The sequence below is a fragment of the Methanomassiliicoccus sp. genome, from assembly GCA_012719175.1.
GTDB lineage: Archaea > Thermoplasmatota > Thermoplasmata > Methanomassiliicoccales > Methanomassiliicoccaceae > UBA6.
Genome location: JAAYAX010000004.1, coordinates 391,858 through 415,920 on the forward strand (window position 1 = coordinate 391,858; position 24,063 = coordinate 415,920).

The window sequence follows — 24,063 nt, forward strand, 5'->3', positions numbered from 1 at the left end:
CTAAAGGTACTTGCGGACCTTGGACACGATCTCATCGAGCTTGTTCTGAGGAGAGGTCGTGCCCCTCACCACACCGGTGACGATGTCCATGATCGTACCCTTGCTGGCGATGTTCTCCGGGCGTGGCATCACCGTGCGGGTCTTTATGCCGATGCGGGCGAAGTCCTCGAAGTCGACCGGTGCCTGGCACACGATGATGGTCGGGAGGTCGACGTTCCTCAGGATCAGCCTGGCCTTGTAGATTATGTGATTGCGGACATTGCCCAGGTGTATCAAGGCGATCTTGAACTGCTGTATCCTGTCGATCTCTATCTGGTCCAGTCCGAAGATGGAGCCCGTGCTCACGTCCGGGGCGTCCGAGGGTACGCCCGAACCGGCATTGACCACCAGGACGCTGGTATCGATCCCCTCCTCCCTCAGGGCATAGGTGATCTCGCATACTGGTTTGGTGATGTGCCTCTTGCCCGGGCCCATGGCCACGGCTACCACGTCCCTGCCGCTCTCCGAGATGGTGGCGCGCTGGGCCAGACCTCCGCCAACGCCCAAGCCCCGGGACTCCCGGCATTCCACGAAGCTGAGATGCCTTCCAATGCGTCCCTTCACCTGGAAGCACTCTCCACCAGCATCTCCTCGGTCTCGCTCTCCGTAAGATGATCGACGATTATCTTGGGCTCACCGGCGACGACGATCTTTCCATCTTTCATCAGAACAGCGCGGTCGCAGCAGTTCATCACGAAGTCCATGTCATGGGAGACGATGAGGAAGGTCTCCCCCAGCTCCTTCCTAGCGTTGAGAACGGACCTGGCAACGGCCAGCTTGGTGATGGGGTCCATGGTCCCCGTGGGCTCGTCCAGGATGACCAAACGAGGTTCTCGTATCAGCACCTGGGCCAGAGCCACCCTCTGCTTCTCCCCCACGGACAGGGTATCCGGATATGCATACAGGAAGCGCTCCACCTCCTGCCTCGTGAATCCTACGCCCAGGAGCACCTGGATAACCTTCATCTTTGCGAGCTCCGCCGGAAGGTTCATCCCGATGCACACTGTGAGGTTCTGTAGAATGGTATCGAAAGGATACAGCGAGAACTCCTGGTGCAGGAACCCGATATACTGGGTCGCCCTACCCTTTCCCTCCGGACCCGGCTCCGCCATGTTGACCCAATCGTCACCGATGCGCACCAGTACCTTCCCTCCTGAGGGTTCGCATATTCCTCCGATCATTCGGGACAAAGTGGTCTTGCCAGCGCCGGATAGCCCTACCAGGCCTACGATCTCCTTCTCGTTGACCTCCAAGGACACATCGTCCACCGCCTTGACCACACCCCTAGTGTAGGAGTAGAAATAACGCTTCGCGTTCTCAATCTTGATCAGAGGCTGTCCGATCTGGACACGGTCCTCGGTGCGGAGGTCGAAGCCAACGGTGAACTCGGAGGTCACATCCTCCGGCTGACCGATCTTCATCATCTCCCCCGATTCCAGCCATATGGCCTTGTCCGCCATGGCGTTGATGGCCTTGGGCCAGTGCGAGGTCACCACCATGGCCATGCCCTTGGTATTGACAGCATTTACGAGGACCTGATGCACTATATCGGCCGTATGGGGATCCAGCGTTCCCGTGGGCTCGTCCGCGAGGAACAGGATGGGATCCCGTGCGAGCTGACGGGCGAGGACGCAGCGCTGCTTCTCCCCTCCAGACAGATCCCGAGCTATGTGAGTGATACGATGGTCCAGCTTGACCATCTTCAGGAGGTCGAGGGCCCTCTCCACCTTTTCCTTTTCGAGCATATCCTCTCCCAGGGCCTCGAAGATGTTCTCGATGACCGTCATGTCCCCGAACAGGGCAAATGTCCTCTGCAGCATGATGGCGATCCGCTTGCGAACCTGGGAGCGCAGGGGATCGTCCTCTTTGAGATCCCAGAAATCAATCTCCTGAATCTCTGTGGTGCCCCCACAGAAGGGACATGGGCGACCTTTGGATGGAAGGTCCACCTTACCGCAGGAGGTGCAGACGTTGACACGGTAAATGACCTTGCCGGCATCCGGCTGATAATCAGGGGTCCCCCGCAACATGTTGATGAGAACGGACTTTCCAGCGCCGCTCCTGCCGATGAGGCCGAGGATCTCGCCGGCCCCGAGGACAGCGCTCACATCTCTTAGTACGTAGGAGCCTCCGAATTGCTTGCTGACGTTCTTGATTAGCACAAAGGATTCAGATGACTTGGCCATTTCCAACCGACAACCCCTCTTAACACTATAAAGTCTTTTATTTCCTTGCAGGAACTGCGGCAAAGAAGGAATCTCCCTTTATTACTTTTCACCCGGTATTTCCTCGAAAAACCGATGATGGACTATTATCCAGGATCCTCGATGATGAAATCGCCGCCGTAGGCTGCCCAAGCCGGAGGAGGTCGATCCGTCCTTGAAGAACATACGGTCATGCCATGAAGGATCGCTGCTTGGATCTCTTTAAGGGCAAATGATTATGTGCGGGCGAGGTTCTTCTTCAACAATATGTCCCCTAGCGTTAGCATGTGCGTCGACCCAGGCGTATGCAAGTTCAAGACCAAGATCACCACAACTTACGAAGATGGAGTGATAGTGTTCGAGATGGTCACCGATTGCCCCTATGTTAAGAAGTTGCCTGAGGTGATGAAGGATGGACTGGATCCCTTCGAGGCCTTGAAGATGCCGTTCTCCTCTAACCCTGTGTACGATGCCTGCGGAAAGGTACTGGCCCACTCTGCATGCCCCATACCGTCGGCCATGATAAAAACCGTTGAGGCGGCCGCAGGACTGGGATTGAAGAGACCGGTCAGGTTCGATTTTGACTGTTGAGGGGCTCGTCCTCTGACAGTATCTTATCGATCATGGGGCTCCATATCACCGCAGAGGGCCCGGTCAGGTACATGGTGACCAGCATAGCTTCCCTCAGCTCGTCACGGGTGGCGCCCAGTTCTATTGCGGCAAGAGCATGCGTCTCCAAGCATGTATCGCATTTCAGGATGCAGGACACGGAAACGGCGATGAGCTCCTTCTCCTTAGCGGTCAGTGCACCCTCTTTGAAGACCTCTTGCTTCAGCTTATACAATTTGCTGATAGCCTGAGGCTGCTGCTTAGCGATCAAAGCTAGGCTCATGGGGAGTTGAGCACCGCAGGCGGTATTATAAACTTCCATCAGCGGTACGTTCCAAGTGTTGGATGAATAATCCAATCCTTAGAGTAGGTTTATAATATCCTAAATCTTGCAGCCCTCATATGGTCGGTACGGACGATATTATCAAACGGCTTTCGGAGATGAAGGGTACCGTTCACGTCTTTCGCCTCGATGATAACTGCCGCGATAGGATCCTGGAGATCGAGAAGGATATCAAGGCGGCGATGTTGATACCCTGCATCAACATGGGTGTGGAAGAGTGCCTGAAACGTCAGCATGTTTTCGCCATAATCAAGAACAGAGCTTTCCGACCGCCACCGGAGGCAACGGTGGTCCTCTATTCCGATGATGGTACCGTCCTGGGTGAGGAGATACTACCCTACAAGAAAAAGCAGTTCCTGGAAGAGAACAAGGAGGAGATCATCTGGCTTTCTGAGGAGTTCGTTCTTTATCCTGAGAGAAAAGGCAAGGCCATGGAGTTCTTCGTCATGCCGCCTGTTTCTTTCCCAGAGATCACGGAGATGGGCATGACGAACGTGGTATCGTGCTCTCCTTCAGCCCCTTCCGATATGATGCTGAGGAAGAACCATGGCTTCGAGGACGATCCAAAGCTGGCCTCGATCCTGATCGGCTTCGATTCCGAAGAGCCTCTAGGACCTTAAGCCTCCATTTTTCTCCTTTCCTTTTTCAATCCATAATATCTGGCTTAGCTCGAATTGCGATCGGGCTTGGTCAAGACCTTTTTTACTTTTTGAACAGAGGACAGCACCCCAGCTAACTAACTTGGCAGGTCTAGGCCGAGATCTCTCAGGGTCTCGCTGGCACTGTCATAGGTACGAAGGTACTCCTTGGTAGGGACCACCTTCCGAACGTTATAGCACTCCTGGAAGGAACGACCCAGGGGAGCGGTAAGGTATTGCCTCTCATAGCTTCTGACAATCTTTTTAATGAGGCGGTTGACGTCATCTACATCCATGCCCGCTGCCGCTGCCGATACCTCCCCTAGCATGCGCGCCTCCATGCCGGTGGTATAATCCTCGGAGACCCCTTTTGCCGTCGCGCATCCGGAGACCAGCTCCCTTCCGCTGGCGGTGTCCAGCAGCGCCTGGGCGGCGATCTCGTGGAGGCACATCTCAGTGCAAGGGCCGGCGATGGTGTAGAATTGATTAGCCACTAGAAGTTCGGTGTTGGCATCGATGGCTGCGGCTACGTGACCGGCGACCTGCAGGGTCTCTCGCGACGTAGTCATCCCCCAACGGACGTGGATCGGGCCGTCCAGGTGGTAATGGGCGTTCAGAAGGGTGAAGGAGGTCAGGGTGGTGGCGATATCACATATTGCCGTTTCCTCTATCCCTCCGATGTAGCCTCCCAGGATGGGCATCTGCTCGACCATGATCACATCGCCGTTGTGCTTCCAACCGGAGATCATGGCCAAGCTCATGTTGTCGATCTTCAGCTCGTTCAGCTGGGAGACCTCATGACTATCGGTCGGCTTGAGACCGTCCTTGCCATCACAGGCGAGACGCCCCGCTGCGGACAGCGGTGTCTCCGGACCCTATATGGCCATGTATGGTCTTCCGGCCCGAATGCACGCCTCCCGGACCGCCCTGATCTCTGCCAGGGTCCCTAGGATCTCGAAAGGTGTGTTAGTGGTGGACGGTACACCTCCCACGGTGGCCATGACCCCATCGACGATGGTGTCCACAATGGGCTCCTGGGCATAGCTCTGTATCATGGGTATGAACATATCCTCGGAGACGGTAGCGCCGGTCGGCCCACCCTGTATCACAGGCTTTCTTGACGAGTTACCCTTGCGAGGCTCGATTGTGACCTTGTCACCATATTCGCCGAGCTGCACGCGCTTGGGGGCTGCCCTGATGCCCGCCCTGACCTCATCCTCCGTCACTCTGATGATGCGCTCAGTATCGACGTTGTAAATGCCAACGGAAATAAGCAGCTCCATCCCTGCCTGGAACAGACGCTTCTTCAGGTCGGGATCGGTGGGGATGAACTCATCGCCGAATGATATTTCGTACTTTTCCTTGAGAGATGTAACGGCATTGGGGACTATCTTGTTGTCCCAGACGTTCTCGGTAACCTTCGCACCGCGCTCCGAACGGAGATAGGTCTCGTAGACCGTCAAAGCCTTTTCGATCGACGCCAATGCCTCTCTCCGTCATTCTAGTAGTAACTCGTCGAGCTTGTTGGCGACCTCGGCTCCGCATGCGCAGTACGCATCCCCCCCGATGTCCCTTACCCACCTGTGGGTGCAACAAGCACCGCCAAATATCGTTTTTATTCTAAAAAGTTTCTCTTCGTTCAGCTGCTCGATTATTCTCCTCTGGCCCACCAGGGTCGTTGTCATCAGCGCGGAGGCCCCGATCACATCTGCCCCTTTCTCCCTGGCAGCTAGCAGGAACTCATCTGGGGAAATATCCTTTCCTAGGTCAAAGACCGCATACCCTGCTCCTCTGAGAAAGGCGGTGACCACGTTCTTCCCTATCTCATGGATATCGCCTTGGACCGTACCTATCACTACCACTCCCTTGTACGGTAAGAATTTTCCAGCGAGCGCGGGTTCGAAGATGGCGATGGCCGACTCCATGGCCTCCGAGGCTGCCAGGACTTGAGGCAGGTATATCTTGCCCTCGTTGAAGGCATCGCTGATTCCCATCATCCCTTTGCAGAGGCCTTCCTCAATGGCCTCGTAAGGATCGATCCCCATATCCAGAGCCCTCTTCGCGGTTTCTACGGCAAGGGCTTTGTTCCAGGTCTCGACCGATATCTTCAACAAGGCTAACACCTCGTTCTCTTGTTTTCTCTCAACTCCCAGCATCATTCGGACGTTCCCCCTTTCCTCATCCCGCATAAATTATTGGTAGCGGAATTATATGAAATAGTTTGTTTTCTATCCAAGAATCAGTTGGAGTATGAACGTCAGCACGCTTATACTTATCTGATATCATTGCCCCAGGCCGTTTCCCGGATTCCAAATCCCTTGCGCCATCGAGGAGATCGACGCTGATATCTCCTCTTTCTCATGATCATCTGGAGACCTTCAGTGACCTTATCTTCATGACATGCTCAGGGCAGACCAGCTCACATCGCTTGCATGCTGTTCCCAGGCATAGGTCCGAGCGGACGGCGGCCCTCGGGTGTGGTTCTTCGTCCAAGATGGCCAGGGCATCTTCCGGGCAGGACTCCACGCACTTTCCGCACTGTATGCAGCCGTCCAGCTCTGCGCTTAGGATCGTCCCGGGATCATGCAGGACGGAAATTCCCATGGAGCCTAGGTCGGGTATGTCCCTTCTGACCTTCCTCACTATCGTGGCCTTTACCGGCTCGAGACGGAGGTGGGGGAGGCCGTAGATGTCCAGCATGTCGTTATATGATGTCAGAGGCATGCCGTAGGACCACAGGGAGAGCTCGATGGAGTAGAGGTTCTTGAAAGTCTCCGAGGTGGCGAACATGCAGTGGGTGGCCCTGAGCTTCTGAGCGAACTGCCTCAGGTCGTCCAGCTCTATCCTACCCATGGTGAGCTCCCTTGCCAACGCCAGTGAGGTATTTCCATACTGGATGATCCGTGTGGACCCGGGGGACACCATGCCCACCCTCTGGGCCTTAACGGCGTCCACGTACAGCCCGGACGCACCAGACATGAAGGATATGGGAACATCGTCTATCCACAGGCCTGCCTCTCTCATCAGTGTGAGGTAACCCGCTCGAAGTGCACCTATGGCCTTTCCCGCCTCATCGACGTCTCTCTCGGTGATATGGACTCCGTCCTGGAGGTGGACCTTGGTGTCCTCTGTCAATATCTTGGGCAGCTTGATGAGGCCGGCGCTCATCCCGCAGTCAAGAGCGGCCACCACTCCGGTGCCCGTGATGCCTTTGGCCTGACCATGCATTTCGCCCTTACCTTTGATAGTGCCGCTGCGAGGGTCGATCAGGTCTCCCTTCTTGGCGACATATCCCTCATCTAGAACCCAGCACTCCCAGCCGTTCTCCATCACGTTTGTGTCGGAGATGGTGCCGGGGGCTGCCAGCATCCCCATCTCGATCTGTTGCCCTTCCAGGGCTGGCCCTGCAGCTGCTGAACCTGAGAAAATGTTCCCATCCCTGATGAGGGCCATCTCCGCGTTGGTCCCGTAGTCGATTACCAGACAGGGCTCGTCCTGTTCCAGCGCACCGGTCATGAGCAGCATTGCCAGGGCATCCGCTCCGATCTCGTGACCCACCGCAGGCGGTATGATCACCATGGCCCCCGGTATAGTTTCAAGTCCCAGCTCGGAGGCAGGCAGGATATCCCCGTCCCTCTTGGGTGGGACCACCTTCAGCGTTTCTAGCATCTTCTGGCCAGCGTAGGCCAGGTCCCGGATCTCGATCTTCTGGAAAAGAGAGAGTTGGAAGGGGTTTCCGCACACTGCCATCTTGGTCACTTTTCCCAGATCTACCTTCAACAGGGGCAGCAGCTTCTCGATCGTATCCACTATCAAGCGATTCGCTTCGTTCTCTCCCGCGTCTATCGCGAAGTTGATGTGGTCGATGACGTTCGAACCGGGGATGGGGTGTCGTGTGGTGATGGCGGTCGATAACGTCTTGTTTTCCTTCAGGTCGATGGCCTGTGCCCTGAATCCGCTGGTACCTATGTCCAATGCTATACCGAGATCGACCATCAGATGGCCTCCATCTTGATCTCCCGACCCTCTGGAATTGATATCTGTGAAAGGCTCTTGCCTGCGCTCCACACCGCCATGACCGATACCCCTATCTGAAGTGGATCATGGATCAATGTACCGACCCTGCGGAGGCCTTCATCATCGAAGGAGAATGGCATCCCTGGCGAGGATATTATCGCACCTTCGCGGATCCATTCCCCTGGGACCCTTGCTGGGGAGGCGTTGAATATCAGGCCGCTCTCCATGACCGCATCCATGAGGTCATACTTCACCCTGAAATTATCGTGGGCTTTCTTCAAAGCTTCCGCCCTAGACCGGTCCATGTCCACCACGGTCACCTTCGCCCTTTCCCTGTCCAGCAGCTCAGCGGCATATGTTCCGACCCTCCCCGCGCCTATCAGGAGCACCTCCCTACCCCTCAGACCGTCAGCCGCTACCCTGAGGGCGGTGAAGTAACCCAGAGCAGTTGATCGCGTGTTGTTGGAGAAGGTCCGTGTCCGACAGTTGAAGGCCACGAACTCATCGTCATCGGCCATGAACACTATGTCGGCTCCGGCCGATATGGCTTCGCTGAATCCTGCTACATCGCTCCTATCAGTAACGAAGGCGCTCATTCCCAGGTGCTCGACTATGGCGCAGACCGAGTCGGAGAAACCCTCAGTGGTCCCCATACCCGATGTTACGGGAACGGCGGCGGCGGTGTAATCCTCCATCCTCAGCTGACGGAGGTCGATCCCCACGGCCTCATATGCAAGACCCTTCAGGGTCATTCCCAGCGTCCTGATTAGCTCCGAGTCCCTCTCTGCAGAGCTGAAAGGAACGTCCCTGATCATATGCGGTGTCAATCGTGTCATGGGTGTACCTCCGATGTCCAATCCTGGAAAAATGCCATATCGCTCTGTTCCCGGATGCCTTCCAGGCATCGCATCCTCTTGGCCCATGCCTCCTCAGAGGTGTGGCCCGAGCAGATGATCGTGGCTCTCCATACCGCCTTGCCCGGGCGGTAATCTGTTATCATCTCGTCCGAACCGAACAGGCCGGCCTCTATCCTCGGCTCACGGACCTGCGAGAACGAACCTTCCCCGCAAGAGGTGATGATCCCTTTGTCGACCAGAACATGCTCATAGATGGCCGCTCCCCGGTGAAGCACGGGGACCTCATCTAGCTTGCCGAGGACCAACGCTCCCACCAGTTTCTCGAGGAGGTTCGTTCCGGTGGCATGATAGACCGCCGCGGGGGTCTGGCTGGGGATCCGGGCATCGATCTCCAGGATCTTGGGGACCCCGTCCCTCACGATGGCCTCAACATCCATTATCCCCCTGAGGGAAATGCCCTCAGCTATGCTCTTGGCGTATCCACCCAAGATGCTCTCCAGCTCTGGTGATGCTCCCTCCACGGGGCAACGCACCATCCTGCAATCGTAGGACTCGTCCAACAGCACCTCGGTGAGGACCATGGGTGTAGCTTTCGTGCCGTCCCCGATAACCTCTATGGAGATGTTAGGTCCCTCGACGAACTCCTGAACGATGGGGTCATCTTTCATCTCCCGGATCGCCGAGATGCTCTTTTCGAGCTCAGCATCGCTGGTGACCCTGTGCACTCCCACGCTCCCGCTCTGACCAGAGGGTTTCACCACCACAGGGTATCCACACTCAGGCCAGGGCGTGGGAAGCGGCAGCTCTAGTTCCTTCAGGTACTTATTGGAGCAGGCCTTTGATGACGACAGCTCATAAGCGCTCATGTCGAACAGGAGGGGTACCTCCAGGTCCCTGAACATCCTATCAAGATTTCTCAGGGTCACGAGGTTCTCGTTCGCGGGGATCACGGCATCGCAATCTGTGAAGACCTTCTTCGCTCCGACCTGGTCCTTGACCACATCCAGAACGATGGCCTCGTCGGCCAGTGACATTGCGGGGGCCTTGTCCCAACGATCGATCACCACTGTCTCATAGCCTGCCTTGCCCGCAAGATAGACGGCCTCCATTCCCTGAAGTACGCCGCCAACTATTCCCAGCCTCATGGCCTTGCCCCCGATAGCCTATGTTCCCGACCCCATCCTGCGATCAATGATGCGTATTCAGCAGGTGTGGCCAGATGCACGTCCGTCTCGTCGAGAACGTTCTCTATCTGCGCCACTGTCCTACCACCACCCTCAATGTCGAGATCATGTTGAGCGACACCGGCAAGGCCCGTGCTTGGTGGGATGATTGATGTTATGACGTTGGCTCCCGCATCCAGTCTGGACCTGAGCCCCTTGATGCCTTCAATGTCCAGACTCGCCGGGATTAATCGGTCGGGGTGCAGAAGGCGCATCACGGCGATCGTCACCAGTTCCTCAAGGAACATAGCGGGGTCCCTGCACTCCATGGGGGTGTTGCACTGGGGGATGAAGCTCATCGCCCGCACCTGACGGACCCCTAGCTCGTTCATTATCTGGATGGAGCGGGCCCGGTCGGCTATGGACTCACCCACGCCGATCATTATCCCTTCCTCGGCCAGCATTCCCGAGCTCATCGCCCATTTCTTCTGGGACAGCCTCACATCGAAGTCCTGGTCCGGCCTCAGCTTGGCGAACAGTCCACGGTTATGGGTCTCCTGGTAGCATGCGAACCAGTCCGCCCCAGCTTCCTTCAGACCACGGAAGGCATCCATAGGAATGACGCCGGGGGAGATCATGAGGGGGACCTTTACCTCCCTATTGACCCTATCGACCAGGTCGATGAGATTCTGGCAATCCTTACCATTATGGAGCAGCGGGTCTTCACCCATGGTCAGATCGACCAGATGAACACCGGAGTCCTCCAATGAAGTGGATAGGTCAATTATGTCATCTTGTGATTTTCGGTACCTCGAGATCTCCTTGTTGGATCTCCGGTAGTAGCAGAAGGAGCAATTATTTCGGCAGTGGGTGGAAAAGTAAACGAAACCGTAGCAATACACTGAATCCCCGAAGTTACTCTTCCTGACCGCTCTCGCTGATTCGAAAAGCTCATCCAGGGATACAGGGTCCCTGAGGGAGAGAAGGGAGCAGATGTCCTCTAGGGACAGTACGTCTCCGTCCATTGCCTTCTCGAGGGCTCGCCCAGACCTGTGGACTGCCAACGGGCTCTGCCTCCTATATGTCAAGCCTGGTACCTCCCAAGTAAATCAGGCTCCTGCCGACCTTCTTGATGTTATTCTCGTTGTTCTTAATCATCAGAAGCCGCTCCAGACCAAAACCTGCACCTGACCACGAATCAGTGATACCGTGTGCCGGGTCCAACTTGTGAGGGCCCAGAGCGGCCGAGGCCACCTCCACGCCGTTCACCTCGACATCGATCGTCCTTCCGTAAACATCGGACTCGCATTCGCACAGCTCGTATTGCAGACCAATGGCGTCCATAACGGTCTGTATGTGATGACGAAGGCGAACCAACGGATCCTCCTTCGTACCCATCTCCACTAGGTTTAGCATGGTGAACTCTTCGAGATGATTGGAGCCGTGTGATTCCTTCCGGTAGCATGGACCGATCTCGAACATCTGAAGTGGCATCCTGACATTTCTTTTCAGGTGACGCATAAGGAAATAAAGGTTAGGAGCCAGCATCGGCCTTAGGCACCTTGAACCATCCAGCCAGAAGACCTGATCATGAAGGGGATGTTTTTGGTCGATGCCCATCTTGGCCAGCGCGTTGCCGGAGATGATGGTCGGGGTCCTGACCTCGAAGAAGTCATCGGCGATCAGTGCTTCGGCGATCCTCCCCTCTATATCCGCGAGAAGATGACGCTCACGTCTATCCTGTAAATCCCTGATCTCCTTACGATTCAGGGATTGATAGTAAGCTACCTCTTTAGTGAAGGCCGCGTCCCGTTCCCCCACTGTTTCAAACTTCATCTCCCCATTGTCCGCTCTACCCAGCTCTCGGAGACGCTGTTTCTGTGAAGGGCTCCATTCAACGGCCATAGAAGTCTCCTCCGTTGAGTTCGTATCGACTAATAATGGCGAAGGGCCCGGGAGTTGAACCCGGCTGCCTTAGCTGTAGAGGCCAGGTGGTCCCGGACCAACCCTCCAAGGCTGCGCTAAACGCACTCACCGCTTTTATATTAGTTAAAAGGAACTTCCTTTTCTTATAGAGTTCTATCGCATCTAGGGGGGCCTTAACGACAGCATGCCTAGGCGAATGATTATCGAGACCGTGATTTTTATATAAGCCTTTTCCTCCGCTCAGCTTCATATAACTCTCCCTAACGCCTTCTCGATCTCCTCAACCCCATAACTCCATTATACAGTATATAAACATTTTCACTTAAAAAAAATAAAAAATAAAGATGTATAAGAAACTATGCTTCTAACTATAAAACCTAAACTTTATTAATATATAAGTTTATCTGTTCAACAGTATTAGTTTTTATACTAGAAAAACCATTGAGACACAAACTATTTCAACCATAGATTAAACAGGAGGTAAATGTGTGAGTGACAAAGCTGCAATAATGGGACGTCTCAAGAAATCCATAGAGACTTGGGACAAAAATCTCGCCGAATCTGCGGCAAAGGAGGCTTTGGCAGCGGGAATCGCACCGGGCGATGCTGTCGAGAATGGCCTGGGAAAGGGGATGGAGGTCATCAGTCAACAGTTCGACGATGCTAAGATCTACCTGCCTCAGGTCCTGGCCGCCTCTGTGGCCATGGAGACCGCGCTGAAGGTGTTCGAGCCATCAATGACCAAGGGTCAGACGGCGCAGAAGGGCACCGTTGTAATCGCGACGGTCCTTGGTGACATCCACGAGATCGGCAAGAATGTGGTAGCGGCCATGTTGAAGGGCGGAGGATACAACGTCATCGACCTTGGAAGGGATGTGGCTCCCGAGAAGTTCATCGAGGCGGCCAAGGAGCACAAGGCCGGCGTGGTTGGCGCATCCGCTCTCATGACAACTACGGTCGTCGTTCAGAAGGACATCGTTGACCTTCTGAAGGAAGAGAAGATGAAAGCAAAGACCATATTCGGTGGCGCACCCGCGAACGAGGAGTGGGTAGAGAGCATCGGCGGTGATATGTACTGCCCGTCCGGGGCCCAGGCCGTAGAGATGGTCAACACTCTGATGGGGTGAAAAAATGGCACCAGCACGAGCATTGACAATCTTCGACGTGTACGAGCGGTTCACTAAGGGAAAGAAAGTGACCGAGGCCGAGTGGGACTACCAGATAATCCCCACAAATGCCGCCGCCATGAAGGACAAGTACAAGATCAAGTTCGGCAAGGAGATGATCCCTGAGGACAAGGATATGAAGAACCGGCTGTTCCAGGCTGGTATGGATATGCTTGTCACTACTGGTTTCTACAACTGCGACCTTGGTCGTGTGATGAACGTAACCGAGGAAGAGGTATGGGACGGCATCAAGAAGACCCCCAAGTGGTTGCTACTTGGAGAGGGCAAGGATGCAGCGCGTTTCGATCCCCGGCACGGGAACGATGCCAGAAAGCCCATTATCCAGGGTGGACCGACCGGAGCCCCGGTCTCTGAGGAAGTGTTCGTTCAAGTCATGCAGAGCTATGCACAGGAGGCCGTGGTGGACACTCTGGTCAACGGAGTTATGGCCACCATCGAGGGTCACAGTGCCAAGACCAACACTCCTTGGGAGATAAAGGCAGAGCTCGCAGAGCTTAGAGCGGTGAGGGAGGCCAGGATCAGGGCCGGACGACCGAATATGGCTATATAGGGTCCGGAGACACCGCTGTCCGCAGCGGGGCGTCTCGCTTCGAACCTTATGGGCGGCCTCAGGCCTTGCGATTCTCACGAATGCTCTCAGCTGAACGAGCTGAAGATCGACATGGCGGCCCTCAATATGCTTTCGGGATGGAGCCAGAACGGTGACACCATCATGATAGAGCAGATGCCCATCTTCGGTGGGTACTGCGGAGGAGTGGAGGAGACCACCATATGTGACATCGCCACCACTCTAGCGTCGTTCACCATGTTCCAGGGCAACTTCCATCTAGATGGACCGATCCACATCAGGTGGGGTATCACGACCGCGAGGGAGACCCTCCAGATCGCCGGTCATGCCGCTGCGGCAATTGATGCCAACACCGACCTGCTGATCGCCAACCAGTACTACCCCATCGCCGGCCCATGCACGGAGATGTGTCTGCTCGAGACGGCCGCTCAGGCCATCGTGGACACTGCTTCCGGCCGTGAGATGCTGTCCGGTTCCGCCGCCGCCAAGGGCGTTGCCATGGACAAGACCACGGGTATGGAAGCCAGGATCATGGGAGAGGCGGCCATCGCCACATGCGGGAAAAAGATCTCGGAGATCAACGGCATCCTCGAAAAGCTCATCAGCAGCTACGAGAAGAACTATCACAAGCCTCCTGCTGGAAAGCGCTTCCAGGAGTGCTACGATGTGAAGACCGTGATGCCCACGGACGAGTACCTGCAGATCTACGACAAAGCTGTCGAGACCCTAAATGGCTTTGGCCTTGCGATAAAGTAAGCCTGGCTAAATCCCTTAAACCCTCTTTTTTTTATTTTTTTAAACTCGAGGAGGAGCGATAGGAGGAGAAAAAATGAGAGTGGAAACGAAAAGACTGCTGACGTTGGTGTTAGTTGTTTCATGTCTCCTAATGGTCATGCTGCCAATGGGTTCGGCATCGGCGGCGGGGGAGGAGCTGATAACGCCCTCGGGGCAACCAGGCACCACTTCCGATACATCCCTGATAGATGATGAGAGCGATAGATGGACCAAGAACATGGATGTCTGGTTCATGCTCATGTTAGTGGCGTTCTTGATGATGTTCATCCGGAAGTTCGAATGGGCTGTTGCCCTGGCCGTACTTCTCGTGACCGTCACTAGCTTCCTGACGTATATGGCAGTTCAGGAGTTCTATTTCGACCGGTCATGGGACATGTCATTGATGCTGATGGGAGTGATATGCTCGATAACCGTGGTGATCGCCATCGGGATGTTCCTCGGAACCGTGAAGATGTGGCAGTACCTATTGGTAGGTGCCATCTTCGGTCCGGTGTTCGCCCTTGTGGAGTGGTTCATGTTCTCATATCTTGATGGTGTGGTCGATCCCGGTGGGTCTATACTTGTGCACATGTGCGCCGCGTACTTCGGTATGGGTGCAATCTTGACCATCAGAGAAAAACGAGCGTTCAATGAACCGATGTACTATTCCACACACAGCATAAGCTTCGTGTGGTTGGCGTCGATGCTACTCTGGATATTATGGCCATCTTTCGTCACGTGTCTGCTTCCCGCAGATCAGCAATCGTGGGGTATGATCACGTGCTACATGGCTGGCATAGGGTCCATCTTAACCACCTATATCGTCTGCGTGGCCGCACAGAAGAAGGTGAACCCGACGGTCTTCACCTACGCGATGCTTGCTGGACCCGTGGCCATCGGTTCCCCGTTGCTTTCGGTGAACCAGTGGGGCGCTCTGGTCATCGGCCTGATCGCAGGTACTCTGTCCGCCCTTTCGTTCATCTATCTGCAGCCATGGCTGTGCAAGAAGATAGGTGCACTGGATGTCATGGGTGTGCACAACCTGCATGGCGTCGGGGGCTGGATAGGCGCCCTTACTGCTGCCATTATCGTCGGGAGCGGGACCAATGTCATAGCTGCTGTCGGTGTCGTCGCTATAACCATGGTCACTGGTGGAATCACCGGTGCGATACTGAGGGCGACACGGGGTAAGATCGCTGATGAGGACATGTTCGAGGACAAGGCCGACTTCATCCTGAACGAGGCGCCTTCGACGGAGGCTAGCCAATAAGATGGACGCGTTGGCCAAAACAGGAGGTGGTCCTAAGAAGGGTTGTCAGGATCAAGCAAGTTCGTTTAGCATCGGTCCCTTTCCGATGCCTGGAGTCTGCCACCTCCAAAACCTCTACAAACCCTTTCCCATATTTTTTTCCACACCATCCCTCATTCACGCAAGCATTTTATCGTCCCGGAATAGTCTGTTTACGGTCAAGGTAGATCCGATATGAAAACGAAGACATTGAACGATATTCTCGATATGCTGAGGAGCATGAGAGGCACGGTCGAAGCCTTCGTCCTCGATGATGGATGCAGGGAGAGGATCATCAACATCGAGAGGAGCATCAAAAGCACCATGGGCATCCCCATCATCAATAAGGGAGTCGAAGAGTGCCTTCAACGTAAGTATGTAGTTTGCATAATAAAGAGGGTGGGTTTTAGACCTCCCCCCGAGCCCACAGTCATGTTGCTAACAGATACCGGAGTGGTCCTGGGAGAAGAGGTTCTTCTGCCATACAGGAAGAGGTTTCTGGAGAATATCAACGAGAACTTCATTTGGCTCGCGGATGACTTCGTAGTCTATCCTGATAGAAGAGGTGGTACGAGGGAATTCTTCATCATGCCTCCGGTCTCGTTCCCGGAAGTGTCACAAATGGGAATGAGGAACGTGGTGTCCTGCTCACCCTCCGCTCCTTCCGACGCGATGTTGAGGAAAGAACATGGTTTCGAGGACAATCCCAAGCTAGCCTCGATCCTCATCGGATTCGATCCCGATGAGGAGTAGGAATTATAACGACCATCTTTAGATCGAGGCCTCCATGTTTTTAAAAAATATTCCACTTGTTGGTGGTGTATAGAGCTTCGCCTAAGCGGTAGATATCAGAAAAATGTGAAGGGAAGGGGTTTGGGTTGGGTCGAAGCTCAACCCGCGCCAGAGGGAGTGATCCGCTGGGCCTTCTCAGCAGCCTCCGCCATTTCCTGACGGAGCCTCTCGAGGTCCTGCAGCTGGTCCCTCTTGCCGAAATCACGCTCGGTGGCCGCCTTGTACTCGTCCTCGGTGGCAGGGTCGAGCGCGGACATATCATAGTAGAGGTCCGTGGTGTCCAGGAGAGCCCAGTTCACCTTTTCCTCTTCCATGATGTCCACTATCTTCCCTACTGTTCCGGTGTTCCGATACTTGGCAAGGTCACCTACGATCATTCAGCTCACTGCGCGGGGATGATGGTGCTTCTCTCGCCGGCGGGCATGAACTCCCGCAGTGCGCCACGGCCGAACTCCTTCGTGATGTTGGCGAAGTCGAACGGCATGCTCTTGTCGGCGAAGGCGACCTTGATCAGCGGGTTGCAGGCGAAGGCATCGCCGCGGGCTGCGTGAGCAGCAGCCGCGATACCGCCGTATCCGGACAGGTGACCGACGTTCATGGCGTAGTTGGGGTAGTTCGGGCCCCTCAGCTCGAAGGGCAGGCCTTCGTCGCTCCTGTAGGACAGAGAGTTGCAAGAACCGCACTGGTCCTGCAGGTCGTACCCATAGAAGCCGAGACGTCCGTGCCTTTCCTTGTGCTGGAGCATGGAGAGGTACCAGCCGTTGACACCGAAGTCAGCGTTACCAGTGGCCATCGCGCAAGCGATACCGGTGGCAGCAGCAGCGACGGTCGCACGCTGGGATCCACCGAAGTGGGTTTCCATGGCGGCGGGGTACTTCTCGTACATCTCGAGGGCGTAGGTGTTGACCTCAGAGCCTAGCTTCTCCATCAGGTCCATGGAGGGCTTGCTCTTGCAAAGCCCGCCGTACTTGGACTTGACGAGATCAAGGGCCCAGTAGGTGTAGTCCTCGAGGATGTTGTCGGTGTAGGCGGCGGTAGCGTACTGGGTGAACCCGACACCACCGGACATGTAGGACCCGAGGTATATCTGGTCGAACACGACTGCGCCCAGGGCGACGGTCTCCAGAGCCTGGCGGCCGGGGTCGTCGGGGTGCACACGGAGCGACTGGACCATATCGGCAAGGAACCCGAAGGGTATTCCACCGGGCTCGTTGGGTCCACGGGCACGCCTGGCGGGCATCATGGTACCCATCTCCACGACGGACGCGTGCTTCGCGGCGAAGGCGAAGTCGGCGATGGCGGCCTCACCGGCGGCCAGTCTGTAGGCGCTGATGAAGGACATCGAGATCTGCATGGCGCTCCAGCGGGACATGGTACCGCCGTCGCAAACACGGCCGACGATGGTCGGGCAAGCGACCTTCTGCCACATGGACTTGCCAATGGCCTCCTTCAGCTGCTTGGCCTGGTCCTTGGGGAACTCCTTGTTGATGTCGATGACGAACCGCTTGTCGATCTGGCTGATGAGCTCGTCGTCGCCCGAGAAGACCTTGACGTAACAGTCGGAGGTAAGGGCGGGGCTGCACTCGGCCATGTGCTCCTGCACAACGGCGCCACCGGGCATCGCGTGGTTCACGGTCTCGAGGTAGTGGTTAATGGTCTCAGGAGTGACCTCCTTGCCCAGCCTCTTCTCGATGACAGCGTGCGCGGTGTCCAGGCCGGAGATGACGGTCCTGCGGATATCGTCCCACGCCTGCTGCATAGCGGCGTTGTTGACGAAGTGCAGGTCATCGCCCTCGGCGTATATGTCGGTGTGGGACAGCTGGTAGGGCATCAGGACACGCTGGCCGAGAGGAACACCGATGTCGGGGTTCATCATCGGGATGCCACGGGCCTTGGCGACCTTGTTAGCCTGCTCGACCCACTCCCTCTTCCTCTTGGACTGCTTCCAGCCACCGTAGGTGTAGTAATGGGTGCTTACTTCCGTCGGGGCCTCCTTGAACTTCTTCTTCATCGAATCCAAGAATAACTTTTCCTTTTCCTTAGCCATTGTTTACTCCCCCTTAAGGGCGTAGGCCTGGAATCCGCAAAGGGTCCTCAGCCTGTGGATCCTCAGGTTCACAGCGGTTACCTCGGGGTCGTCCCTCATGTCCACGCCGTCCACCCTGAAGATGGTGGTCATCTTCTTCAGCTCGGCATCGGGCAGGGGCTTGCCCACGGATATGGGCTTGTCCAGCGGGATGGCGACCTGGTCCTTCGTGTACTCGATCTCACCCTTCTTGGCGTTCCAGCGGTACCTCTGCCAGGCATCGAACATCAGGCCGTTCTCGTCCAGCCTGCAGGCGTGCCCGTGCACAGTGGCGCCTCTGATACCGGTCTTTGCGGGGTCAAAGGTCTCGTTGTCGATGAGCTCCTTGGCGACCTTCTCAAGGTCCCTCTCCCTCATCTCAATGATCTGTCTGCCAGAAAGGGTACCGGTGTCGAAACCGCGCATCCTGGTGAAGTACATCCAAGCCCTCAGGTATGGAACCATAGGGGCGAAGTACACCGAGTCGGTGAACTGAATGTACCTGATCCTGTCTCCCTTCTTGGCACCCTCAATAGGGGTGACCAGCTTTCTGATGAGGTCATCCGGCTCGTTGCCCTCCTCGAGTGGGGGGTGGATGGACTTGTACTCCTCACCAGGGGCCCTGTGGCCCATGATCCTCACAACATCGTCCATGGACACATCCCTCAGCTTCTTCAACTTCTGGGAGGGGTCCATGTAGCGGCGCCTGTTCTTGGCGACCTGGCTGGTCCCGGGATAGAACTGTCTCTGGTATGCCATAATAATTACCTCTTGCATCCTTTTGCGTAATCGGTCACTGTTGGCTTGTACTTGGAGTACCTTCCGACCTCCAGATTGAACCCGAAGGGCATGAGATCGGTGCATATCGCATCGATCTCTTCCAATGCCTGCTGGACATTGTCGATATCGTCGATCTCGACGAACACCCTGCCCACTAGCAGGCGCAGCTCCACTTCCTTACCCTTCACGTTGATCACTTTTCGCTCAGGATGCTCATTGGCCAGGCCTTTTCCTGGTCCAGAGCCTAGCACAGCCGGTAGACTTTCACCAGATATGTTTACCTGTCTAACGTGAGGGACTTCGTAGAGCTTGTTCAGGAGCTTTTCGGTCGTTTCCGCTTTTAAGAGCCTGGTCGGAAAGATCAGGATCTCAGGCAACGGGACCGCTTCGGAGGAGTTGGTACTTTTCATCAAGCCACACCAACCGTTTACTTCAGCTTCTTTGCCTCCTTACCGATAGCCTTCAGCGGTGCCTTGAACTCAGGAATGTCACCGAACACGTCCCTCACGAGGGAGGAAGTGCTCTCAGGCGAGAAGTACTGAGTACCAGCATCGAGCGAGCAAGCGGCGGCGATGCACGGGATGACAAAGCCCTTGGAGTGCTTGGTCACGACGTGGTTACCATGGAACAGACCGGGTCCTCCGCCACCGTAGATGGAGTGGCTGAAGAAGGACATACCAACGGAAACACCCATGGCACGGCCGAAGTCGACACCGGGAAGTCCGGTCTCATGCTCTAGCAGATCGTTGTAGTACAGGATGGTCGCAGGCACGGCCTGAGAAGCCCTAGCAGCACCGATGTTGACCATGTTGGCGGCCAGCATACCGGCGGCGGCGTACGCGTTCCATAGCGGGAAGTCGTTGGTGGTGTACACCTTGTATCCAGAAGGCAGCTTCTCCTTCACCTTGATGACCTTGTCCTCGATGGCGCGTCCGACGATGGACTCGATAACGGTACCGACGGTTCCGGTCTTGCCGTTCTCCTTGACCATCTCCACAACGAGGTTGTTCGCGTTCAGACCCTGGTAGGCCAGACCTAGCAGGTGGTACCTCTCGAAGGGTCCAATGGCGTCACCGAGCTCGAACATTGCGGTCTGCTCGAAGATCGAGGACAGCGCCGCGGCGTTCATCGAGTTCTTTCCGGACAGAGCGACCAGGTGGTTGGCCATGATGTTCCTCAAAGCGTAACCAGCACCCTCGTTGTTCTGCGGGACTTCCAGGATGGACTTCAGGTTCGATCCCAGGAAGTTCAGGGACTGAGGATATCTGCCCCATACTGCTCCCTTGACCATGTTCGCACGGAACATGTCAACGTTGAATTCATCTATGACGGCCTGGGTGACCGCAGCAGCTGCAGCGGTGAAACCAGTGGTGTACTCAACACCGGCGTCGACCCTGTTGGTGGGGACCTGGATGATCATTCTCTTCCCACCCATGATGACCTTTACTTCAGTGTCATCGTCCTTGTCGACCTTCAGGATGTCCTTGACCCTCTTGGCGATCTTGTCAGCGCTGCCAACTATGTCCGCGTTGATCTCCTTGCCCTTGATGACTCCGCCGCCGACACGTCCGGTCTTGAGGCTCTTCTCAAGTCCAGGAAGGTCTACCGCGATGGTTCTCTTGGCCAAGGAGGCGATCCTCTTTACAGCGGGGTTGTTCAACGGGCTGATCGCATCGAGGGGCACATCCTTCTCGATGAGCTTACCCCTGTCGTCATACAAGTCTATCTTGTCCTTGTATTTCGCCAATTTCATACCTCCATTCCATGTTTTCCTGCACCCGGAAGAGTCGCCCCGACCGGGCTAAAATAATTAGTGATCTTCATCGCTTGAGCAATGTTACCCTTGGATGAAAATCGAATCCCCTTGTTGAGCCCCTGTAAGCATGGAGAGGCATATAAACATGATGTTAGTTGGATGTATTTTTCACTTTATTTCTTGCATTTTTTTACCATTAGCCAGCTAAGGATCGCTTTTCTTAACGGAACAAAATTTTCAATTTTTTTCGATAACTGCTTTAACGGCGTTAATTAACAAAATCGCATCATTTCGTTTGAAATCGATTTTGTTCTTTCGCAAGTGTTCCTCTAAGACCTGCGCATCCTTGTTTAATAATATATTATTTGCTATATAAAATAGTTTTTCGTATGAACGCCAAGGGTAGAACTCCTTCTTTAATTCTCTTATTAATGCACACACATCTGACGGGGTTATGATCCCCCTCTCACAGGCATCAATGAGGTTGAGACGCAGGTTGATCAACGGCTCTGAGAGAGCTGCCTGGGTGAAGGGATCGAAGGATAGGACCACCTCATCATCCCCTTCCACGCGTCCAGAGCTGTATTCCTCGAATATCCTTCCCACACCGACCATACCCATATCCGCAAGCTCGGCTGCGCGCAGGGCGCCCATGCTTCCACCGCCGAAGACCGATACACCCCGATCGAGCAGGCTGAGGATCTCGCGGTGGCCGACCGCTGCATCCGTCAACATCAACCCGTCCACTATCCCCACGACCTCAACCTCTTGGGGTATCTGGAGCAGATCACCTCGCTTCACTGGAGGCTTGTAGTCAGCATCCAAGATGGATATCGCCTCATTAATGTCAAGGCTCGGCCCGAGGAATATCACTGGTCTCAGCTCAACCACCCAACATCCTACGACCTACACGGTCCTCGTCTATGGCGAAGATCTCCAATCCCGGCACTATCACCCTCACCACCGGAATGTCCAGTTCCCTCCTGGTCAGGTTCACCACCACCGTGCTGTTCAGCCCCCTGGAGTTCAGCTGGGTCCGTACCACCTGCAGATCATCAAATATGTCGTCAGTCTCCCGGTTTGGCAGGTCGGAGAGCCTCATACTATCACCTTCCTCGGTCAACCACATGGCATTGATACGCTTCATGCGCTCGTAGCCAAGCTTCCTGGTGTGCTCCCCCCTCACCGTATCCTCGCGAGCTCCATGGATCTGGGTGAGACGACTTTGAGCGACCTCAAGGAGAGCCTTCACCGCTGCCACCTCCGGGTTCAGATGGCAACCGATGCCCAGGGTAAGGAGGGCAGGGTCCTGCATCTCCATGTCGTCGGTGGCCGCAGCTATGACAGGTACTCCGATATCAGATGTGAGGTTCTTTAGATGGACCTCGATGCCCTTGGATGTGAAACGGTCGTATAGATCCCGGACCCTCCCGTTCTCCGGTACCTCCACATTCCCGTTGAGCTTCCTACGCCCCTCTGCCAGGGACCAGGCATCCCGCTCGATGACCTCGCACATGCCATGGAGTATGGCCTCCTCGAGGTTGTTTCCCGAGGCCAACCCGTTGGTGTTCGTTCTGAACAGGGCCAGGTCCGATTTCGCGACATAGGGGTGGAAGACCCCGCTGGCAGGGACCCATGTCTCGTCCATGGAGTTGAGTTCCACGCCCTTCACCCAGGCCACGGACATACCTGCCAGGTGATATGCGGCCACGGGCGTGATGATGAGGTCCAATGGGTGAACGGCGTTGTGAGATGCCATGAACTCCTCTACCCCTTGGCGGATGATGTTGTACCCCCTCACTTCGGCGCTGTACCTCTCCACACCCTCCATGATGGCAGAGACCTTGGCCTCCTCATTGGTGAAACCCTTCCCGTTGTAGACGGAGATGGCCCCCGTCTCCGCCGATGGCCTTATGGCCGAGAACACAGGGATGCCCACGCGGTCCAGGTCGGTGATGTCCGCCACCCTGGTTATTCCAGCCTTCTTCATCACTGGCTCTATACGGGCCAGGGTATCATTGATATCTACTGTTCTCTGCCCATCTGTCGTGGACCTCTTGGGAGAGGGGGCGAGCTTCATGGTTCTGCCAATATTATCTATCTGTAATAAACCTCGCGAACCTCGAACTGCCTTTCAAGCAAGTGTATGAGCTGAAATATAGGGGGTCCGCGTTCTTATCCCGGCCGGGGTTCCGCATGAAGCTTTTCGATATCATTGGTTTGCCGAAGTTAGATTTTTTAGAGCCTGCTTTCAACGTGCTGCCTGACGAGGCGTACACGGACAGTTTGCTGATGTTGTCGGCGGACAAGGCCTTAATGGTCGTGGATGAGGAAGAATGGCCGGTCGCCCTTGCAGTAAGAACGGAGCATGGTTGGAAAGGTGCGAACTTCATACTGCGGGGACCGACGGTGGAGGTGGTGGAGAGGTATGGGGAACTGGGCGGGGAAGTGATGGAGACCACTCAGGAGGCTTGGATGAGGGGGACCAGGGAGATGTACTCGCTCGCCCTACAGCGGCTGACGCCCCCTTCCATGGAGGACTTCTCACCAGAAAGGGCATCTCTCGTCAAGAAGCTGATAGAGGACAATTGGGGAGAGGGTAATGGAGAGGTGTGCCTCGACTGCGGGTGCGGCTCAGGGATGGGCGCAGCGGTCCTAAGGGGCCTGGGGTTCAGCTCACTTGCCTACGATAACGATCCATCCCTGCTGAGCCTGGGCCTCGCCAAGGGGCGGCTCCTCCCCGAAGAGACCATGCTCATCGACGCATCACTGGCCACCCATTATTTGCGCCCTTCGGAATATGGTCTGGCACTAATGGCCGGCACCATTAACGAGTACACCGCACTGGTGTGGAAGGGCATATTGAAGGAGCTCATGGACCTATGCCAGGAGACCATGGTGACCGTGGAAAGCCAGAAGGAGGCCGACCTGGTGCGCCTGTGGGCGCTGGGAGCGGGCAGAAGGGCACGTATCGTTGAGAACCTGAACGATGCGTTCTACGACCGCTGGATTTGCCTCATCGAGGATTGATGCCCCGATCGCGCCCTGACACGAGCT

22 protein-coding genes and 2 pseudogenes are annotated in these 24,063 nt (G+C 55.6%); 7 read left to right on the forward strand and 17 right to left on the reverse strand.

All coding sequences use genetic code 11. The annotated features are described in order from the left end of the window. Together mcrC and atwA are read right to left on the reverse strand one after the other, a co-directional pair. Positions 1-603, reverse strand: coding sequence for a methyl-coenzyme M reductase I operon protein C (gene mcrC / locus GXX95_02415; GenBank protein ID NLT36997.1), 603 nt, complete (start codon positions 601-603; stop codon positions 1-3). Continuing rightward, positions 600-2,225, reverse strand: a complete 1,626-nt coding sequence (gene atwA / locus GXX95_02420; protein NLT36998.1) for a methyl coenzyme M reductase system, component A2 — start codon at positions 2,223-2,225, stop codon at positions 600-602. Before atwA ends, mcrC begins: the two co-directional genes overlap by 4 nt. Positions 2,226-2,528: 303 nt before the next feature. Here atwA and GXX95_02425 point away from each other — a divergent pair, with 303 nt between their 5' ends. Then, positions 2,529-2,834 carry a hypothetical protein gene (locus GXX95_02425; protein NLT36999.1) on the forward strand — a complete coding sequence of 102 codons (306 nt, stop codon included), beginning with the start codon at positions 2,529-2,531 and terminating at the stop codon, positions 2,832-2,834. Here GXX95_02425 and GXX95_02430 read toward each other — a convergent pair. Next, complete coding sequence (locus GXX95_02430; protein ID NLT37000.1) at positions 2,812-3,135, reverse strand: carboxymuconolactone decarboxylase family protein; 324 nt, start codon at positions 3,133-3,135, stop codon at positions 2,812-2,814. The two genes, GXX95_02425 and GXX95_02430, sit on opposite strands and share 23 nt — an antisense overlap. Positions 3,136-3,293: 158 nt before the next feature. Here GXX95_02430 and GXX95_02435 point away from each other — a divergent pair, with 158 nt between their 5' ends. Then, entirely contained in the window at positions 3,294-3,815 is a 522-nt protein-coding gene (locus GXX95_02435; GenBank protein ID NLT37001.1) for a hypothetical protein, read from the forward strand. A 116-nt stretch (positions 3,816-3,931) separates the two neighbouring features. Here the strand turns inward: GXX95_02435 and GXX95_02440 are convergent. The 7 genes and pseudogenes from GXX95_02440 to GXX95_02470 all read right to left on the reverse strand — a co-directional run bounded on the left by GXX95_02440 (position 3,932) and on the right by GXX95_02470 (position 11,775). Next, positions 3,932-5,308: pseudogene (locus GXX95_02440) on the reverse strand (monomethylamine:corrinoid methyltransferase). Positions 5,309-5,329: 21 nt separating this feature from the next. Continuing rightward, positions 5,330-5,989, reverse strand: coding sequence for a dimethylamine methyltransferase (locus tag GXX95_02445; GenBank protein ID NLT37002.1), 660 nt, complete (start codon positions 5,987-5,989; stop codon positions 5,330-5,332). 208 nt (positions 5,990-6,197) lie between these two features. Next, positions 6,198-7,829: a methylamine methyltransferase corrinoid protein reductive activase gene (locus GXX95_02450; GenBank protein NLT37003.1), complete on the reverse strand. Its 1,632-nt coding sequence runs from the start codon at positions 7,827-7,829 to the stop codon at positions 6,198-6,200. Further along, positions 7,829-8,686, reverse strand: a complete 858-nt coding sequence (pylD, locus tag GXX95_02455; protein ID NLT37004.1) for a 3-methylornithyl-N6-L-lysine dehydrogenase PylD — start codon at positions 8,684-8,686, stop codon at positions 7,829-7,831. Before pylD ends, GXX95_02450 begins: the two co-directional genes overlap by 1 nt. Further along, entirely contained in the window at positions 8,683-9,852 is a 1,170-nt protein-coding gene (gene pylC / locus GXX95_02460; GenBank protein NLT37005.1) for a 3-methylornithine--L-lysine ligase PylC, read from the reverse strand. The genes pylD and pylC overlap by 4 nt, the downstream gene beginning before the upstream one ends. Further along, positions 9,849-10,895: a methylornithine synthase PylB gene (gene pylB / locus GXX95_02465; protein NLT37006.1), complete on the reverse strand. Its 1,047-nt coding sequence runs from the start codon at positions 10,893-10,895 to the stop codon at positions 9,849-9,851. Before pylB ends, pylC begins: the two co-directional genes overlap by 4 nt. Positions 10,896-10,947: 52 nt before the next feature. Beyond that, complete coding sequence (locus GXX95_02470) at positions 10,948-11,775, reverse strand: hypothetical protein (protein ID NLT37007.1); 828 nt, start codon at positions 11,773-11,775, stop codon at positions 10,948-10,950. 530 nt (positions 11,776-12,305) lie between these two features. On the opposite strand from GXX95_02470, the gene GXX95_02475 reads away from it, so the two are divergent. The 4 genes and pseudogenes from GXX95_02475 to GXX95_02490 all read left to right on the forward strand — a co-directional run bounded on the left by GXX95_02475 (position 12,306) and on the right by GXX95_02490 (position 16,366). Then, positions 12,306-12,923, forward strand: a complete 618-nt coding sequence (locus GXX95_02475; GenBank protein ID NLT37008.1) for a dimethylamine methyltransferase — start codon at positions 12,306-12,308, stop codon at positions 12,921-12,923. 4 nt (positions 12,924-12,927) lie between these two features. Next, a pseudogene (locus GXX95_02480) lies at positions 12,928-14,307 on the forward strand (monomethylamine:corrinoid methyltransferase). Between the two features lie 73 nt (positions 14,308-14,380). Next, complete coding sequence (locus GXX95_02485) at positions 14,381-15,595, forward strand: ammonium transporter (protein NLT37009.1); 1,215 nt, start codon at positions 14,381-14,383, stop codon at positions 15,593-15,595. Between the two features lie 213 nt (positions 15,596-15,808). Further along, positions 15,809-16,366, forward strand: coding sequence for a hypothetical protein (locus GXX95_02490; protein ID NLT37010.1), 558 nt, complete (start codon positions 15,809-15,811; stop codon positions 16,364-16,366). A gap of 137 nt (positions 16,367-16,503) precedes the next feature. Here the strand turns inward: GXX95_02490 and GXX95_02495 are convergent, their stop codons facing one another. From GXX95_02495 to GXX95_02525, 7 genes are all read right to left on the reverse strand, one after another. Next, on the reverse strand, positions 16,504-16,782 hold the full coding sequence (locus tag GXX95_02495; GenBank protein NLT37011.1) for a DUF2098 domain-containing protein: 279 nt from the start codon (positions 16,780-16,782) through the stop codon (positions 16,504-16,506). Between the two features lie 5 nt (positions 16,783-16,787). Beyond that, positions 16,788-18,452 (reverse strand): coenzyme-B sulfoethylthiotransferase subunit alpha, encoded by a 1,665-nt coding sequence (gene mcrA / locus GXX95_02500; GenBank protein NLT37012.1) that lies wholly within the window; start codon positions 18,450-18,452, stop codon positions 16,788-16,790. Positions 18,453-18,455: 3 nt separating this feature from the next. Further along, entirely contained in the window at positions 18,456-19,229 is a 774-nt protein-coding gene (gene mcrG / locus GXX95_02505) for a coenzyme-B sulfoethylthiotransferase subunit gamma (GenBank protein ID NLT37013.1), read from the reverse strand. A 5-nt stretch (positions 19,230-19,234) separates the two neighbouring features. Continuing rightward, the gene (mcrD, locus tag GXX95_02510; GenBank protein ID NLT37014.1) at positions 19,235-19,660 is read right to left on the reverse strand and encodes a methyl-coenzyme M reductase operon protein D; all 426 of its coding nucleotides are present in this window, start codon (positions 19,658-19,660) and stop codon (positions 19,235-19,237) included. Positions 19,661-19,677: 17 nt separating this feature from the next. Further along, a complete protein-coding gene (gene mcrB, locus GXX95_02515) occupies positions 19,678-20,997 on the reverse strand; it encodes a coenzyme-B sulfoethylthiotransferase subunit beta (GenBank protein ID NLT37015.1) in 1,320 nt (439 codons plus the stop codon). 246 nt (positions 20,998-21,243) lie between these two features. Further along, positions 21,244-21,897, reverse strand: a complete 654-nt coding sequence (locus GXX95_02520) for a TfuA-related McrA-glycine thioamidation protein (GenBank protein ID NLT37016.1) — start codon at positions 21,895-21,897, stop codon at positions 21,244-21,246. After that, positions 21,890-23,086 carry a YcaO-related McrA-glycine thioamidation protein gene (locus GXX95_02525; GenBank protein ID NLT37017.1) on the reverse strand — a complete coding sequence of 399 codons (1,197 nt, stop codon included), beginning with the start codon at positions 23,084-23,086 and terminating at the stop codon, positions 21,890-21,892. The genes GXX95_02520 and GXX95_02525 overlap by 8 nt, the downstream gene beginning before the upstream one ends. Positions 23,087-23,202: 116 nt before the next feature. Between GXX95_02525 and GXX95_02530 the strand changes: the two genes are divergently transcribed. Beyond that, the gene (locus GXX95_02530) at positions 23,203-24,036 is read left to right on the forward strand and encodes a hypothetical protein (protein NLT37018.1); all 834 of its coding nucleotides are present in this window, start codon (positions 23,203-23,205) and stop codon (positions 24,034-24,036) included. Positions 24,037-24,063 lie beyond the last annotated feature (27 nt).